Below are 17,496 nucleotides of genomic sequence, written 5' to 3'. Positions count from 1 at the left end.
TCCGCTTATCCCGTTGCAAAAATATCCAGTATGTATTTAACGCTCTCTTTTTGTTCCAAACTGCCACATCCAGTTAATGATCCCCAAATTTCGCCAGGCCACTAATGTCCTACCGATTTTACCAGAAAACTTGTGACCGACCATCCAGTCTGGTAAAATGAAACAGGCAGATCCGTATGCAATATCTCCCCCCTAATTATTTCATTTACAGTTGACAAAAGATACCTGATCCTTCATTTTCTCATTGACTTTCCGACACTAGTGTCGTATATTAAAAAGGCAGACACTCATGTCGGAAATCATCAACATCAAAGGACAATGCTATGGGCAAAAAAGGGGATTTAACAAAAGCGGCAATACAGCAAAAAGCGCTTGCACTATTTGTAGAAAAAGGGTTTAAAGACGTTACAATGAAAGATATTTGTGAGGCAACCGGACTAAGCCGGGGCGGGCTGTATATGCACTATGGAAGTACCCGGCAGATTTTTGCCGATATCATAAATGAAATCATGTCAGGTATAAAAAACGAAGTTACCGAAAAGATAGAACATGGCCTCTCGGCGACCTTTATCCTGGATGGGTTATTAGCCCGCTACCAGTGCGAAATGCTCGACAGGAGCGGCTCGTTAGGACTTGCTTTCTACGAGTTTTACAGTAGCATACCGCAATCAGACAACAATGCTATGCTGAAGCAATATTACCATTCTAAAACTATGCTGTCCGCTCTGATCCAGTATGGCATTGAAAACGGCGAATTCCATCCGGTCAATATCCATGCCGTTGTGGATTTGCTGCTTTTCTCTTACCAGGGCGTAAGAATGCTAAACAGTATCATGCCTCTGGACGACGATCAGATACCCATCGGCATGATCAACCAGATCAGAACCATGTTAGTAAAATAATACAATATTACGGGGTGAAAAAGATGAAGTTAAAAATTGTCGGGAGCGGCGGAATGTTTCTGATCCCCAACCCATTTTGCAAATGTCCCATCTGCGAGGAAGCCCGAATCAAACGGGGCCGCTACGAACGACTGGGCCCAAGCCTTTATATTGAAGACATCAAGATGCTCATAGACACACCAGAAGACATCGCCGTAGCATGTGACCGGCAGGGCATCACCGATATCCAATATCTTTCCATTTCCCATAAAGACCCTGACCACACAAGAGGCATGCGCATTGTAGAGCCTTTAGGCTACGACTGCATCACCGACAAAGGCACCCCCATCCCATTCATCGCACTTCCCGAGGTCATAGACGATATCAACGCCTGGAACGGTGATGGCCTGCACTATTATGAAGATATCCTTCAATGCATTACTCTCAACAAAACAAACCACTTTCAGATCGGACCAATCGAACTGCATCTGGTAAACAACAAAACCCATCGCGGTAACATGACCTTTTACGTCATAACAGAAGGAACAAAAAAAGTCATCTACGCCTGCTGTGATGTAAAACCCTTCATCCCCAACGAATTATACTACGATGCAGATATTTTAATCATCGGCCTTGTGTCAGATAATGGCATACTCAAAGACGGTTCCACTCTGGAATCAGCTCCATTTAAAGATGACATGTTCACCTTAGACGAAATAATAGAAATCAGGCGCACATACAGGATACACCGCATAATCGTCACACACATCGATGAATACTGGGCCAAATCCTACGCCTACTACCAGCAATTAGAAAAAACCTTAGACAATATATCATTTGCCTATGACGGCATGGAAATCATTCTATAATAACCGCTCTTGCTCTTCTCCCCAGCGGCCGCCAGGGCACAGTCCGGAAATGGGCGCAGGGAATGCAAAAAAAGAGTGCGATGGCGTCTTGCGGAGGCCTGGGAATCCTTAGCTTCCGCCAGTGCCAATCATGAGGGTTCCGCCTGACGCACAACGTCAGGCGGAAAGGCGACCGGAGATGAGAAGTCCATCAGGAGTTCTCATCGACTGTCACCGGTCCCACATGATTGGCGCTGGCGGAAGGTTAGGATTCCCCGCCGACGACAAACAGCCATCGCACCTTTTTTGCATTCCCTGCGCCCATTTCCGGACGTTTCCCCCCGCAGCCTACTTACGCGGAACCATCGCTTCCATCCCGCCCATATACGGACGCAGCGCCTCCGGGATCCTCACGGTCCCGTCCGCCTGAAGATTGTTCTCCAAAAACGCGATCAGCATCCGCGGCGGAGCCACAACCGTGTTGTTAAGCGTATGGGCAAAATACCTTCCATTCTCCCCGCCGTCCACGCGGATCTTCAAACGGCGCGCCTGGGCATCTCCCAGATTAGAACAGGAACCCACCTCAAAATACTTCTTCTGGCGCGGGGACCATGCCTCAACGTCACAAGACTTCACCTTCAAGTCCGCCAGATCACCAGAACAGCACTCCAGAGTGCGTACCGGGATATCTAAGGACCGGAACAGATCCACCGTGTTCTGCCACAGCTTATCATACCACAGCATGGAATCCTCCGGCTTGCAGACTACGATCATCTCCTGCTTTTCAAACTGATGGATGCGGTAAACGCCGCGTTCCTCAATGCCATGGGCGCCCTTCTCCTTGCGGAAGCACGGAGAGTAGCTGGTCAGTGTCTTGGGAAGGTCTCCTTCCTGGATCGTCGTATCAATAAACTTACCGATCATGGAATGCTCACTGGTACCGATCAAGTACAGATCCTCGCCCTCGATCTTGTACATCATGGCGTCCATCTCTGCAAAGGACATTACGCCGGTCACCACATTGCTGCGGATCATAAACGGCGGCACGCAGTAGGTGAATCCACGGTCGATCATGAAATCACGGGCATAGGAGATCACGGAGGAGTGCAGCCTTGCAATATCCCCCATCAGGTAATAAAAGCCGTTGCCTGCCACCTTGCCTGCCGCATCAAGATCGATGCCGTCAAAGGTCTTCATGATATCTGTATGGTATGGGATCTCAAAATCCGGGACCACCGGATCGCCATACTTCTGGATCTCCACATTCTCGCTGTCGTCCTTGCCGATCGGAACGCTGGGGTCGATGATGTTGGGGATGGTCATCATGATCTTCGTGACCTTGTCATTAAGCTCTGCCTCTAACACTTCCAGCTCTGCCAGACGGCTGGCGTTGGCTGCAACCTGGGCCTTGACCGCCTCTGCTTCCTCTTTCTTGCCCTGGGCCATGAGCTGTCCGATCTGCTTGGACAGTTTATTCCGCTGCGCCCGGATATTGTCGCCCTCCGCCTTGGCAGCGCGGTTCTTCGCATCCAGATCAATCACTTCATCCACCAGCGGCAGCTTGTCAAACTGAAATTTATTCTCGATATTTTTCTTCACGATGTCCGGGTTCTCACGGACAAACTTTAAATCTAACATGGTCTTCCTCCTGTATTTTAAGGAATTTTCCGCACAAAAAGTGCACAGTTTCCCTGGAATCTGTGCACAATTATACTATAAATATCCGGCAAATGAAAGCCCCTTTTCTATTTTACTGAAAAAAGCATCCCGGCCCGCTTCAGCGCAGGACGCAGCGCGCTGTACAGGACTACCGCAACGATGCTGTTTGTGACCGCATTCAGCACAGTGGTGTAGCTGGTCAGGGCAACCAGGGCCTTGATCGCACTTGCCGCTTTGTCTGAATTGGGGATCAGGACTGTATACCAGAAATACTTCAAGACCGGTTCAAACACGCAGTTAAACCCAAGCCCTGCAACTGCTCCAAGCACGGTCCACTGAAGGATCTTCTTTGGCTCCTTCTGCTCGCTCAAATGCCCCAGCTTATGCGCCACCAGCCCTGTGACCAGGCCGATCAGCAGTTTTGTGATAAAAGTCCGCGGCGCTGAAGACGCATATCCGCCCACCAGGTCCGCAGCCGTCAGGCCAACGGCTCCCGCAAGGCCTCCATATGGGCCGCCCAGCAGGTAAGCGCCTAATACCACAAATGCATTTCCAAAATGAATCTTTGTCCCATCGGCGCTGAGTGCCGGAAGAAATGCATATCCCACATAGCAAAGCGCAGCCATCAGTCCCGCCATCGCCAGTCTGTAAGTTTGCTTCCCAGTTCTGTTTTCCATAATCTACCACTCCTCTTTTTTAAGCTGCATTCAGTGTAACTCAGAAGTGGTTTGTTTAAAATATCCAGTTTATCACTTTTTAACCAGTCCAGTCTTGTCAATCACAGGACTCAACGCAGATCAGGATTCCCTCATCAAATTCCAGAACGGCAGTCTCCCGCGCCAGCTCATTGCTGATACACAGTCCGACCTCCTGTCCTCTTCGGATATCCTTTTTACAGAGTGGATACTTAAAACCTGTCAGAGTGATTCCCTTCACCTCCTCTGTATAGGGCAAAAACGATATATATTTCCCCCACAGGGAAGTTTTATAGAAGGTTTTTCCCTCATCCAGCAAAGAAATACGGTTCTGCGGATCGATCAGATACGCCTCGATGCCACTCTCCATGCAGGCATACAGAGCGTGGAGATTGCCCAGCATGTGATCCAAACGCCCGCCTGTGGCTCCCAGGAATACGATCCTGCCGCAGCCTAAAGTCAGCGCCCGGCTCCGCGCCAGTTCCGTGTCTGTCTCATTCTTCTCCGGCTTATGCTGCTCCCACACAATAAAAGGCAGCTTCCGGTAGCGCTCCACCACAGGGCCGGACACTGTATCAAAATCCCCCACCACATAGTCCGGTACAAGGCCCAGGGCGTCCACCGCCTCCAGTCCTGCATCCACAGCGATCACCCTGTCAAATTTTTCTTTTTCTAAAAAAGACCGGGCGAAAGCTATATCCAGCTTTCCCCCCGTCACGATCAGGCATGTCTTCATTTTTCCGCTTCCTCAAATATCTTTAAAAATGCCCGGATATTAGCTGCCGTATCGCCGCCGTACACCGCCGATCCTGCCACGATCACATTAGCTCCCGCATCCATGACTTCCCTCACATTTAAAAGACTGATGCCGCCGTCCACCTCAATATCTGTATCCAATCCACGCTCATCAAGCATACTGCGCAGCCTGCGTATCTTTTCCAACGTATATGGAATGAATTTCTGTCCCCCAAAGCCCGGATTCACAGTCATGAGAAGCACCATGTCCACCTGGTCCAGGATACAGTCCAGAGTTTCCACCGGGGTCGCAGGGTTCAGCGCCACGCCGGCTTTCATCCCCAGACTCTTTATAAGACTTAAGGTCCTGTCCAGATGACGGCATGCCTCCTGGTGGACGCACAGTAAATCTGCCCCCGCCTTCTTCATATCCTCCGCATAGCGGGCCGGCTCTTCCACCATCATATGCACATCAAAGAAATGGTCCGTGCAGGGACGGATACTCTGGATCACCGGCATACCGAGAGAAATACTCGGCACATACATCCCGTCCATCACATCGATATGGATATACTGCGCGCCCTCGCGGGCCGCCAGTTCCACCTCCTGACCAAGCTTTTTAAAATCTGCCGCCAGAATTGACGGTGCCAATATATACATCTCCTGTTCTCCCTTCGATCAGTACTTTTTCCGTTCCTTTAATTCCTGATAAAGCATCCGGTAATTCTCATACCTGCTGACGTCGATCTCCCCCCGCTCCAGGGCGGCTTTTACGCCGCAGACCGGCTCCCCGATATGGACACAGTCCGCAAGGAACCTGCAGTCCGCCTCAAACGGCTCGAATTCCGGAAAATAGTATTTCAGCTGCCCCGCCTCTATCTCTTCTAAATACATGGAGCTGAACCCCGGCGTATCCATCAGATAAGTGTCCTCTTCCACACAGAACAGCTCTGCATGGCGGGTGGTGTGTTTTCCACGTTTGATCTTTTCACTGATGCTTCCGGTTTCCATAGCTGCCTCCGGCTGAAGGATATTGGTCAGAGACGATTTCCCTACCCCGGATGGCCCCGCCAGGATCGTGGTCTTTCCCCGCAGGAAGCTGCGGATCTGCTCCATCCCCGAATCCTCATATGCACTGGTGAACATGACCGGATATCCGGCCCGCTCATAGATCAAACGATACTTTTCCTGTTTCTCTCCTCCGCTTAAATCAATCTTGTTAAAGCAGATGGTCACCGGGATATCCTGTGCCATCATCATGATCAGAAACCGGTCCAGGAGATTTAAGTTCGGTTCCGGCTGGGTGATGGCAAACACCACCAGAGCCTGATCCACATTGGCCGAGGCCGGACGGACCAGCACATTTTTCCGGGGCAGTATCTCATCGATATTCCCTTCCCCATCTGCCTCATCAAGCACAGTAAATGCCACATTATCTCCCACTGCCGGCTTGATCCCCCGGTTCCGGAATATCCCTTTTGCCTTACAGGCGTATACCCTCTCCCGCCCGTCATGAACATAATAAAAACCTGCGATTCCTTTAATAATCTTTCCTGTCATTCTCTTCCTACCTGTTAATCCATCGGGAAAAAGGTCAGCGGATATGTCTTGATAATATCGCCGGAATTCACATCCACGATCTCCAGCCTTCCCTCATCGGTTCCATCCTGGCTCTCAATGCTGGTATAGCTGACCGGCAAAAGCACGTCTCCTTTGACTGGAGTTGTCTGGGTCAGGACCTTATAGATCGGATTCTCATCAGGCCCCTGGCGCAGGCGGATCAGCACGGTAACGCTGGACGTCCCCGCTCCCGGACCGATCAGATTGCTCAGATCATATACCTCATTGATAGATGCCACATAACGCTGGTTGTGGATCTCCGGGCCGCTGCTGACCACATAATCCACTTTTCCGCCCAGCTCGATCTGGGTTCCGGAACCAATGCTCTGACTGATCACATGCCCCTTTTCAACCGTATCACTCGGCTCCGTGGTCGCGCTTCCCGACGACAGCCCCGCTTCTACCAGGAGTGCGATCGCATCCTCCTCCGTACTGCCGATGATATAAGGCACAGCTGCCAGATCCACGTGAGGACCGCTGCTGATGTACAGCTTCACTGTCCCGCCTTCCGGCACCCGTTCCGGTTCATATCTTATTACTTTGTTCTTTTCTATAGTCTCGTTTTCTTCCTCGATCACTTCCACATTCAGGTTTTTGCTCTGGAGAAACTTCTTTGCCGTACTGCCGTCCAGCTCGCTGATCCCCAGCTCGGTCAGGTTCAGCTTGTCGGAACCGTTGCTGACCACAACCTTCACATTGGAACCTTTTAACACCACTTCTCCCGGCGCCGGCTCCTGGCTGGCAATCCGGCCCTTGTCCACATCGTCAAAATATTCGTAAGTCCGCTTCATGGTCAGGTTATATTCCTTCTCCTTCAGCTGGCTCTCCGCCATATCCTCCGGCAGATTGCGAAGATCAGGCATATAAACCTCCGTATCCTTAAGCTCTGACTCCGGTTCAGCAGTCTCATCTGCCGTAACGGAAGCCTCCGTGCTCTCCTTCTGAAGCAGGCCGGAACCAGACTGGAACAGACCGCCCAGCTTTGAAAATACCACGATCATCACAGCCACAATGATGATCGCCACGATGATACCGGCGCCTGCCAGCATCCGCTCAAACTGAGGACTCACCTCATCGTCCGGATCCTTTTTCTTTTTATTGGGATTTTTCCCGGTATTTCGTTTTTCCAGTTCCATTTTTTCAGGTTCACGGTAGGGTCTGCGGGTCGCCGCCGCTTCATCCCTGTATTCATCCCGGTAATCTTTAGATATATTCCGTGTCAGCTCAATCTCCGGCACCGGACGTTTCCGCTCCTTGATCTGTGACAGCTCCTGGCTGCTGATCTGTACGGTCTCACCGCCCAGCGCCCTGCTCTGCGCATCCTTTACAAACCCCACCTCCGGGTGCAAGAGCGCTTCCCTGAGATCTGCGATCACATCGTTGGCGCTGGAATACCGGCGCTCCGGCTTCTTCTCCGTACATTTTAAGATGATCCGCTCCAGGCTCACTGATATCTCCGGATTGTAGACGCTTGGCGGCACAACGGCGTCCTCCAGATGCGCCAGAGCGATCGTAACCGTATTGTCCCCCTCAAATGGCACCCGCCCGGTCACCATCTCATACATGGTGATGCCAAGGGAATAAATATCGCTCCGCTCATCGCTGAATCCGCCCTTTGCCTGTTCCGGCGAGATATAGTGGACGGACCCCATGGCTGCCGAGCTTAAGGTCTGGGCAGAAACCGCCCGGGCGATCCCAAAATCCGCCACCTTCACCTTGCCGTCCCGGGAAATGATCATGTTCTGGGGTTTGATATCCCGGTGGATAATGTGCTGCTCATGGGCGGCCGCAATGCCCTGCGCCACCTGGATCGCGATCCCGATGCTCTCCTTGACCTCCAGCTTCCCCTTCTTTGCTATATAGCTTTTCAGGGTGATGCCCTCGATCAGCTCCATCACGATATAATGGATCTTCCCCTCATCGATAACATCATAAACGCTGACAATGTTCGGATGGGACAGCCCTGCCGCCGCCTGGGCTTCCATCTTGAACTTGCTGACAAAATTGCTGTCGTTGCAGAATTCTTCTTTCAGCACCTTGATGGCTACCAGCCTGTTTAACTTATGGCATTTGGCCTTGTATACCACAGACATTCCCCCGGAGCCGATCTGCTCCAGGATCTCGTATCGGTCCTGTAAAAATGTACCCGGTCTCAGCATCATAAGCTCACCTCACTTATCTGCGGCTCCACCAGGACAACCGAAATATTGTCCTTGCCGCCGCCCCGGTTCGCTGCATCCACCAGGCCTTTCGCCTTCATCTCCAGTCCTTCTTCAGAACGGATAATGTACTCTATCTCAAATTCATCCACCATATTGCTGAGACCGTCGGAGCACATCAGTATGTAATCCCGGCTTTTCAGTTTCAGCGCAAATAAATCGGTGTCCACCTCCGCGGACGTGCCGACTGCACGGGTGATGATATTCTTTTTTTCCAGATAATCCCGGCTGCCCCGCTTCATCTTGCCCAGGGCCACCAGTTCCTCCACATAAGAATGATCTCTTGTAATCTGCTCTAATTCTTCTCTCAGAAGATAAAGACGGCTGTCGCCGATATTGGCAACATAGAGCACGTTGCCCTTGATCGTGGCAAGCACCAGCGTGCTGCCCATCCCGCGAAGATTCCCGTCCTCGCTGGCTTTCTCATAAAGCTCCCGGTTTACTCTCCGGATTCCCTCTTTCAATATGCCGTGTACGTCCTTTTCCGGGTATTTGTTCCCAAAGAACTCCACCAGCTTCTCCACCACAAACCGGGACGCAAAATCCCCCGCCTTGTGGCCTCCCATACCATCCGCAACGATAAACAGGTTGTCAAGTGACCCAATCGGTGTCGTTGAGGAAAATATATAATCCTGATTCATACTGCGGTTCAATCCCACATCTGTCAGCGCATAGGCTTCCATCTTCCCTCAACCTCCTTTTCTCTCATCATCCAGGAAACTCTTTCTGAGCTGTCCGCAGGCCCCGTTAATATCCCGGCCCATTTCCCTTCTTATGGTAACATTTATTCCATTTTTTTCAAGATAATTCTTAAATTCCTGGATTGCCTTCTGTCCGGACTGGACATAATCCCGCTCCTTGATCGGATTGACCGGGATCAGGTTCACATGCCCGTGCATATCCTTTAAAAGCGCAGCCAGTGCCTTCGCCTCGCTTAAGTTATCGTTGACTCCGCTCACCAGGCTGTACTCAAAGGTCATACGCCGCCCAGTCCGCTCAAAGTAATAGCGGCATGCATCCAGCACATCGGAAAGGGCATAACGCCTTGCTATGGGCATCAGCGATCTCCTCACCTCATCATTTGGCGCATGGAGGGATAAGGCAAGGGTGATCTGCAGATCCTCCTCCGCCAGCTTCCGCATCTCCGGCACCAGGCCGCAGGTAGAGACCGTAATATTCCTCTGGCTGATATTTAAACCCTGCTCCCCGGAGATCAGCCTCACAAACCGGACCACGTTGTCGTAATTGTCCATCGGTTCCCCGGAACCCATGATGACCACATTGGATACCCGTTCCCCCGTAAGGGTCTGGATCCGGTAGATCTGATCCAGCATCTCCGCCGCCGTTAAATTCCGCTCCAGCCCGTCTAAGGTGGAGGCGCAGAAACGGCAGCCCATCCGGCAGCCCACCTGAGAGGAAATGCACACGGAATTGCCGTGATGATACTGCATCCACACACTCTCGATCACATTGCCGTCCGAAAGCCGGAACAGATACTTTCTGGTCCCGTCGATCTGGGACTGCTTCACATCAACCACAGACAGCGCCGTGAGCTCAAACCGTTCCTTAAGCTGCTCCCGCAGTCCTTTGGAGAGGTTGCTCATCTCTTCAAAGTCCGTCACCAGCTTCTCATGGAGCCACTGGTAAATCTGTTTCGCCCGAAAAGGCTTATCCCCCATCTCCCGGATCTCCTGCTCCAGTTCCGTTAAGTAAAGGGATTTGATATCTTTCTTTTCCATCTTTTTTCGTCCAATCCTATGATACTCCGCTCTCTACTGCACTCTTTTAAACGCAGCAATAAAGAAGCCGTCGCAGGGATAACGTCCCGGGACCAGCTGTACATAGCCGTCCTTCATGGTATCTTCCCTGACCGCATCCCCCAGCATCCCGTCGATCGGGCTGCTCTCAAAAGGAAAACGGGATAAAAACCACTCCCTCTGGTCCTCATTCTCCAGCCGGTCAATGGTACAGGTACTGTAGATCAGCTTTCCCCCCGGTTTCACATAGCGGGATACCACAGACAGGATCTCCTTTTGAAGCTCCGCCAGGGCCTTAAGCTTCTCCTCCGTCACCTGATACTTGATATCCGGCTTCTTGCCGATGATCCCAAGACCGGAACAGGGCAGATCCGCGATAACAATGTCCGCACGACCCTCCCACTCCGGATCAAACTCCAGGGCATCCCACACCTCCGCCCGCATATTGGTAAAACCGGTCCGCTCCATATTGTCCTCGACCATGCGGATCTTCTGCTCCGACAGATCCCGGACCACCACCAGCCCGGTTCCTTTTAACCGGTCCGCAATGTGCAGGCTCTTCCCGCCGGGCGCGCCGCATACGTCTAAAACCATATCTCCCGGCTGGGGGTCCGCCACGTCTCCCACAAAAGAAGAACTGACGTCCTGCACCTGGATCCATCCGTTCCCAAACGCCTCCAGGCTCTCCAGATAATCATAGTGGGAGATCAAAAGCGCATTGGAAGATAACGGACTCGCCGCCACATCCACATTCTGGCTCTTAAGACTGGTTTCAATCTCCTCCATCGACGCCCGGTCTAAATTGCACCGCACCGTAGTAGGCATATCCTGTAAAAAGGCTTTCAGCATTCCTTCCACCGTCTCTGCCGGATACTGTTTCTTCCACAGCTCGATCAGCCAGTCCGGCATGGAATACCGTCTGGACCAGTCCGGGAATACAAACTCTTCTTTTCTACGGGAGATGGTGCGCAGTACGCCGTTCACAAAACCCTTCAGCCCTACAAACCGGCGCTTTTCAGCCAGCTTTACCGCCTCGTTGCAGACAGCGCTGTCCGGAATCCGGTCCATCCAGATGATCTGATAGACAGACATCCGCAGGATCGTGCGAATGATGGGCTTCATCCTCTCCACTTTGGTCTTGGAACATGCATCGATCACCGCATCGATCGTTAAGCGGTACTCGATCGTCCCCTCCACCACGCGGGTGATAAGGGCCCGGTCCTGTTTCTCCAGATACTGGTATTTCTCCAGTGCCTGCCGCAGGATAATATGGCTGTAGCCGCCATTTTCCAGGATCTCCATCAGGATATCCAGGATCAGCTCGCGGCTCTGGGTAGGTTTAGTCATTGTTCCTGCGTCCTCCAAATAAAAGCACCAGACGCAAAAGCTGAAGCACGGACGCCGCCACCGCCGCCACATAGGTGAGCGCCGCAGCCCCCAGCACCTTTTTCGTGCCGTCCACTTCTTGTCCCTGTAAAATCCCGACCTGATCCAGCAGCTTTACCGCTCGGGAGGATGCGTTAAACTCCACTGGCAGAGTGATCACTTGAAACAGCACCGCCAGCACAAACATCCAGATCCCAACCTCAATAAACGGCCCGAGGCTCAAGAAAAATCCGATCAGGATCAGAGGCATCGCCATCCGGCTTCCCAGGTTCGCCACTGGGACAAACGCCGCGCGGAGGCGCAGGGGCGTATAGCCCACATTGTCCTGGATCGCATGGCCGCACTCATGTGCCGCAACACCGACCGCCGCCACAGAGGTCTGTCCGTACACCGCCTCCGATAAATTCACGGTCTTGGTCCTGGGGTCATAGTGATCGGTGAGCTGGCCTCTGACCGGCTGTACCGTCACATCAAAGATCCCCTGGGAATTCAGGATCCTTTTGGCAGCCTCCGCTCCGGTCATGCCGGTCATACTGCGCACCTGGGAATATTTCCTGAAGGTGCTGTTCACGCGGGAGGACGCCCACATAGACAATACTGCTCCGATGATCACCAGGATCATCGTCGGATCATAATAAAATGGCATATATCCGTACATCGTTACTCGCTCCTTTCCATCATACAGCCTGGTTCCACGGGATATCCCCGGAGAAACGCCGCCGTATCCATCCGTTTCTTGCCTTCAAGCTGAAGGGAGTTGATCTTTAAAATACCGTTCCCGGTCTGGATCTTAAGGGAATCGCCTGCCGCCTCTAAAACCCGGCCGCATTCCGCTGCACGGGCAGCGTCGCCGCCCTGTGACAGTCCGTCAGCAGCCTCCCCGCTCTCAGGGATCACATCGGCTTCCCAGATCTTTAACATCTTCCCATTCCAATGTGTATATGCGCTGGGCCAGGGATTCAGGCCCCGGATCAGGCGTTCTATGGAAACCGCGTCCATGGTCCAGTCTATCTCTCCCATGGACTTGGGAATCTTCTTCACATGAGTCGCTTTTTCATGGTCCTGCGGGGTCCTTACAAGAGTCCCGTTCTCCAGCTTGTCCAGTGTGGTAAGGATCAGATCCCCTCCCAGCAGGCTCAAACGGTCAAACAGGCTTCCTCCCGTCTCTTTCTCGTCTAAGGGGACCACAACCGTCTCCAGGATATCACCGGTATCGATCCCCACATCCATCATCTGGGTCGTGAGCCCGGTCTCCTTGTCCCCATTGATCACTGCCCACTGGATCGGGGCTGCGCCGCGGTATGCCGGCAGCAGGGATGCATGAATGTTGATGCATCCGTATTTGGGAATCTCAAGAAATTCCCTGGATAATATCTGCCCAAACGCAATGACGACCATCACATCCGGCTCCAAAGAGCGCATCTCTTCCACAAAAGAACTCTCCCTGGCGCGCACCGGCTGATAGACCGGGATATGGTGCTTTTGCGCCGTCTCCTTGACTGGGGACATGGATATCTCCTTCCCCCGTCCCTTCGGCTTATCCGGCTGGGTCACCACGCCGATCACCTGATGGCGGGACTGGATCAGGCTCTCAAGAGTCGGCACCGAAAAATCCGGCGTTCCCATAAAAATAATCCTCATAGTCCTGTTTACTCCTCCTCAAAATCGGCGCTCACATCCGTCAGCTCGCCTTCCACCAGATCCACATAGAGCTGTCCATGGAGATGAGCGCACTCGTGGCAGATACATCTGGCCAGGAGTTCTTCTCCCTCCAGCTCATACTCTTCCATATTCTCATCAAAGGCGCGGACCTTCACATAGTTCGGCCGGGTCACGGTACCGGACTTGCCCGGCACGCTTAAGCACCCTTCCGGTCCGGTCTGGCTGCCGCTCTCCTCAAGGATCTCCGGGTTGATCAGCACATACTGGTTCTCCCCGTCCACGTCCATGACCACGATCTGCTTTAAGATCCCTACCTGCGGCGCCGCAAGTCCTACGCCGTTGGACTCATACATGGTCTCAAACATATCCTCGATCAGTTCCCGGATGCGCGGAGTAACCTCCTTTACCGGCTTGCATTCTTTTGTCAAAATCTCGTCCCCTATGGTTCTAACCTGTCTGATTGCCATCTTTTCTCGTCCTGCTTCCTTTCTCTTATCTTTATGAAAAATCATATTGTATGGTCAGTCTTTTACAGCTTTCCGTCTCGTCCCAGCGATCCTGGACATATTTCTGGATTCTTATTAGTATATCATAGTTTTCCTGTTTCATATATAAAATTTTTCTGTAAATATCATTAACTTTGTATACAGGAGCCGGAACCGGACCGATCACAGGCGTGTGCGCGCCGAATCTGCGGCATATGGAGCCGTGGATCAAGTCCATCATATGGGCTGTCAGCTCCTCGTCCTTTCCCGCCACCTGGATGCTCAGCATATGGCAGGATGGCGGGTAGGACATCAGCTTCCGGTATCCCATTTCCTGGCGGTAAAACTCCTCGTAGTCCTGAGCTGCCGCAGCCTGGATGCTGTAATGCTCCGGCATATAAGTCTGGATCACGGCAATGCCCGGTTTATCCGCGCGGCCCGCCCGGCCCGCAGCCTGCACCAGAAGCTGGAAGGTCCGCTCCGCGCAGCGGTAATCAGGAGCATACAAAGACACATCCGCCGCCAGGACTCCCACCAGGGTCACTCCCGGAAAATCATGGCCTTTTACGATCATCTGGGTACCGATCAGGATATCCGCCTCCCCTTTCGAGAAGGCCGAGAGGATGGCCTCGTGGCCGCCCTTTTTCGATGTGGTATCCAGATCCATCCTCAGGATCCGCGCCTCCGGAAACATCTGCGCCGCCATCTCCTCGATCTTCTGAGTTCCGATCCCAAAACCCGCCAGATACGGAGAACCGCATTCCGGGCAGGTCTTCGGCATCGGAATCGTATAGCCGCAGTAATGGCACACCAGCCGGCTGCGGTTATGCAGCGTCAAAGACACGTCGCAGTGGGGGCATTTCATCGCCTCCCCGCAGGCACGGCAGGATACAAAGCTGGAATAGCCCCTGCGGTTCATGAACAGCATGACCTGCTCCTTCTTTTCAAGCCTGTCCGCGATCAGTACCTGCATCCGCCCGCTGAATATGGATTTGTTCCCGGCCTGCATCTCCCGCCGCAGATCCACCACCTCCACCGCAGCCAGGCTGCTCCCGCTTCCTGCCCTCTGCCTCAGGGCAAACAGCCGGTAGATCCCTGCCTTCGCCTTGTTATAAGCCTCCAGAGAAGGGGTGGCAGACCCCATGACAAAGGCCGCATGGTTCATCTGGGCCAGCTTCTCCGCCACTTCCCTGGCGTGATACCGGGGCGTCACCTCGCTCTTGTAAGCCCCCTCATGCTCCTCGTCCATGATGATCAGGCCCAGGTTGGAAAACGGTGTAAACAGGGCGGACCGGGCACCGATCATGATGTCCGTCTCTCCCCGCTTCGCCCGCTCAAACTGGTCGCAGCGCTCTCCCGCCGAGAGCCGGGAATGCATCACGCAGATCCGTTTCCCAAAGCGGCGGTAAAACCGCATGACCGTCTGATAGGTCAGGGCGATCTCCGGAATCAGGACGATGACCTGTTTTCCTTCTGCAAGAACATGGTCGATCATCGCCATGTAGACCTCCGTCTTGCCGCTTCCGGTGATGCCGTGGAGCAGATAAGGAACCCGGTCCCCGTGATCATAATCTGCACAAAAACGGTCCGCGATCTCACGCTGTTCTTCGTTGAGCAGGACGCCCGGAGCGCTCTGCTGCTCCGCTGTTTCCGCTGCCGCCCCGGCGAGCCCGCCAAACACCGCGTCCTCACCCAGCATGGACGTAACGACCTGTTTGTTGCGGGCCTTTACCTTCTGTTTGACCGGAAGCACCGTTTTTAAAGCCTGGTTCATAGTGGAGCCGTACTGCTCCTTCATCCACCAGGCCAGCTCGATCAGCTGGGACCCTGCCGTCACGCTCCCCGATACAATCCCTGCGATCTCCTTGATCTTAGAGACATCATAATCCGGTTTTTCCGTTATATCCACCACATATCCTTTTCTGGTGCGGTTTCCTGAACCAAAAGGAACGCAGACCTGCACTCCGATCCGGATCTCCGATAAAAGCTCCTCGGGAATCCGGTACTGGAACACACGGTCCACGTTTTCATGGGAAATATCTATAATAATACTGGCATACTGTTCTGCCATACACTCACCTGTCTGTCACTTTTCCTTGTCTCAGTTACGTTTCTTTGCCCGGATGGATCAGGCGCGCCGCCACCTCGCCCAGCTTCATGCTGTTGGAGCCTTTTAAGAGCACACAGTCCCCCGGTTTCAAGGTATCCATAAGGGCCTTATAAAGTCCGTCCCGGTCCTCCGCCTCAAAATGATCAAAATAAATACCGCCGCACAGGCCACCGCTCTCACGAAGCCCCGACTCGATCTCCAGGGCAAGCTCCCCCAGCGTAAACAGCACATCCACCGGATGTTCCGCCATCCAGACGCCGATCTCCCGATGAAACTTCGGAGCATCCGGCCCCAGCTCCTTCATGTCAGCCAGCACCGCGATCCGGCGCTCTGCCTGCTTCATGGACGCCAGCACCTCCAGCCCCGCCTTCATAGATACCGGGCTGGCATTGTAGGTATCGTCGATGATCGTGACGCCGTCTCGCTCATAAGTCTGCTGCCGGTTCTGAAATCCGGTAAATTCCTCCAGCATTCTTGCCGCAGCATCGAGCGGGATCCCATTTTCATCTGCCACAGCAAGCGCTACCATGGCATTGAGCACATTGTGCCTTCCCATGATCCCAAGGCGCACCGGGATCCGTATCTCTTTCTCCCCGCAGACAGCGGTAAAGACCGGGAAACCGTCCTCGATCCGGATATCCTCAGCCCGGTAACTGCTGTTGTCCCCGGTCCCGTAATACACAGTCCGGCAGCCATCCTTTGCACAGGTTGTTTTGAGCATCGGGTCGTCTCCGTTTAAGAAGAGCACGCCGCCGTCCTTCAAGCCGTCCTGGATCGTCATCTTTTCCCGGTAAATATTCTCCTGGCTTCCAAGCTGTTCAATATGGGTAACCCCAACATTGGTGATCACCGCCATGTCCACCTTCGCCAGCTTTGCAATAACAGTCAGTTCTCCAGGCATGCTCATCCCCAGCTCCAGCACGCCGATCTCATCCTCCGAAGTGATCTCCGATAAGGTGATCGGCACACCCACCTGGCTGTTGGAATTGCCCGGCGTCTTATACACCCGGTAGCGGGCGGAAAGCGCCGCGGCGATCATCTCCCTTGTGGTGGTCTTCCCCACGCTTCCCGTGATCCCCACCAAAGGCAGCTGCAGCCTGGCCCTATAATATGCCCCGATATCCTGAAGGGCTTTTTTCGTATCCTCCACCCGGACCCATGGACGGGTATCCTCCATGGAATCATGTTCGCTGGTCAGGGTCGCCACGGCTCCGACGGAAAACGCCTGTTCTATAAAACGATGGGCGTCCACCTTTTCTCCTACGATGGGAACAAACAGATCCTGCCCCTTCATATTGCGGGAATCAATACTGATATGTACCAGGGGCATACTGCCGTCCCCGCATAACAGGCGTCCGCCTGTCGCCTTTACAATGTCATTTACCGTCATCTGCTCCATATCTGGTATCTCTTTTCTTTATCTTATTTCGGACTGCGCC

Annotated in this window: 16 protein-coding genes; 2 read left to right on the top strand and 14 right to left on the bottom strand. The window is 53.1% G+C overall.

Going from position 1 to position 17,496, the window contains the following annotated elements:
• The first annotated feature begins 323 nt into the window (after positions 1-323).
• Complete coding sequence (locus tag AB1I67_RS13840; protein WP_367030450.1) at positions 324-902, top strand: TetR/AcrR family transcriptional regulator; 579 nt, start codon at positions 324-326, stop codon at positions 900-902.
• A gap of 23 nt (positions 903-925) precedes the next feature.
• Positions 926-1,750 (top strand): MBL fold metallo-hydrolase, encoded by an 825-nt coding sequence (locus AB1I67_RS13835; RefSeq protein WP_367030449.1) that lies wholly within the window; start codon positions 926-928, stop codon positions 1,748-1,750.
• A gap of 327 nt (positions 1,751-2,077) precedes the next feature.
• Here the strand turns inward: AB1I67_RS13835 and serS are convergent, their stop codons facing one another.
• The 14 genes from serS to murF all read right to left on the bottom strand — a co-directional run bounded on the left by serS (position 2,078) and on the right by murF (position 17,456).
• A complete protein-coding gene (gene serS, locus AB1I67_RS13830) occupies positions 2,078-3,367 on the bottom strand; it encodes a serine--tRNA ligase (RefSeq protein ID WP_367030448.1) in 1,290 nt (429 codons plus the stop codon).
• A 107-nt stretch (positions 3,368-3,474) separates the two neighbouring features.
• Positions 3,475-4,065, bottom strand: coding sequence for an ECF transporter S component (locus tag AB1I67_RS13825; RefSeq protein WP_367030447.1), 591 nt, complete (start codon positions 4,063-4,065; stop codon positions 3,475-3,477).
• A 97-nt stretch (positions 4,066-4,162) separates the two neighbouring features.
• Entirely contained in the window at positions 4,163-4,819 is a 657-nt protein-coding gene (locus AB1I67_RS13820) for a thiamine diphosphokinase (protein ID WP_367030446.1), read from the bottom strand.
• A complete protein-coding gene (gene rpe, locus AB1I67_RS13815) occupies positions 4,816-5,478 on the bottom strand; it encodes a ribulose-phosphate 3-epimerase (protein ID WP_367030445.1) in 663 nt (220 codons plus the stop codon). The genes AB1I67_RS13820 and rpe overlap by 4 nt, the downstream gene beginning before the upstream one ends.
• An 18-nt stretch (positions 5,479-5,496) precedes the next feature.
• On the bottom strand, positions 5,497-6,378 hold the full coding sequence (gene rsgA, locus AB1I67_RS13810; RefSeq protein ID WP_367030444.1) for a ribosome small subunit-dependent GTPase A: 882 nt from the start codon (positions 6,376-6,378) through the stop codon (positions 5,497-5,499).
• Positions 6,379-6,392: 14 nt separating this feature from the next.
• Positions 6,393-8,600 (bottom strand): Stk1 family PASTA domain-containing Ser/Thr kinase, encoded by a 2,208-nt coding sequence (pknB, locus tag AB1I67_RS13805; protein ID WP_367030443.1) that lies wholly within the window; start codon positions 8,598-8,600, stop codon positions 6,393-6,395.
• On the bottom strand, positions 8,597-9,340 hold the full coding sequence (locus AB1I67_RS13800; protein WP_367030442.1) for a Stp1/IreP family PP2C-type Ser/Thr phosphatase: 744 nt from the start codon (positions 9,338-9,340) through the stop codon (positions 8,597-8,599). Before AB1I67_RS13800 ends, pknB begins: the two co-directional genes overlap by 4 nt.
• A 6-nt stretch (positions 9,341-9,346) precedes the next feature.
• A complete protein-coding gene (rlmN, locus tag AB1I67_RS13795; protein ID WP_367030441.1) occupies positions 9,347-10,396 on the bottom strand; it encodes a 23S rRNA (adenine(2503)-C(2))-methyltransferase RlmN in 1,050 nt (349 codons plus the stop codon).
• Between the two features lie 33 nt (positions 10,397-10,429).
• On the bottom strand, positions 10,430-11,761 hold the full coding sequence (rsmB, locus tag AB1I67_RS13790; RefSeq protein ID WP_367030440.1) for a 16S rRNA (cytosine(967)-C(5))-methyltransferase RsmB: 1,332 nt from the start codon (positions 11,759-11,761) through the stop codon (positions 10,430-10,432).
• Positions 11,754-12,458 (bottom strand): zinc metallopeptidase, encoded by a 705-nt coding sequence (locus AB1I67_RS13785; protein WP_367030439.1) that lies wholly within the window; start codon positions 12,456-12,458, stop codon positions 11,754-11,756. The genes rsmB and AB1I67_RS13785 overlap by 8 nt, the downstream gene beginning before the upstream one ends.
• 2 nt (positions 12,459-12,460) lie before the next feature.
• Positions 12,461-13,441, bottom strand: a complete 981-nt coding sequence (gene fmt / locus AB1I67_RS13780; RefSeq protein ID WP_367030438.1) for a methionyl-tRNA formyltransferase — start codon at positions 13,439-13,441, stop codon at positions 12,461-12,463.
• Positions 13,442-13,449: 8 nt separating this feature from the next.
• The gene (gene def / locus AB1I67_RS13775; protein WP_367030437.1) at positions 13,450-13,929 is read right to left on the bottom strand and encodes a peptide deformylase; all 480 of its coding nucleotides are present in this window, start codon (positions 13,927-13,929) and stop codon (positions 13,450-13,452) included.
• A gap of 31 nt (positions 13,930-13,960) precedes the next feature.
• Positions 13,961-16,018 (bottom strand): primosomal protein N', encoded by a 2,058-nt coding sequence (gene priA / locus AB1I67_RS13770; protein WP_367030436.1) that lies wholly within the window; start codon positions 16,016-16,018, stop codon positions 13,961-13,963.
• 34 nt (positions 16,019-16,052) lie between these two features.
• The gene (gene murF / locus AB1I67_RS13765; protein ID WP_367030435.1) at positions 16,053-17,456 is read right to left on the bottom strand and encodes a UDP-N-acetylmuramoyl-tripeptide--D-alanyl-D-alanine ligase; all 1,404 of its coding nucleotides are present in this window, start codon (positions 17,454-17,456) and stop codon (positions 16,053-16,055) included.
• Between the last annotated feature and the right edge of the window lie 40 nt (positions 17,457-17,496).

It is taken from the genome of Clostridium sp. AN503, from assembly GCF_040719375.1.
In the GTDB taxonomy this organism is placed as follows: Bacteria; Bacillota; Clostridia; order Lachnospirales; family Lachnospiraceae; genus Brotaphodocola.
This window is presented reverse-complemented; position numbering and strand designations above follow the sequence as displayed.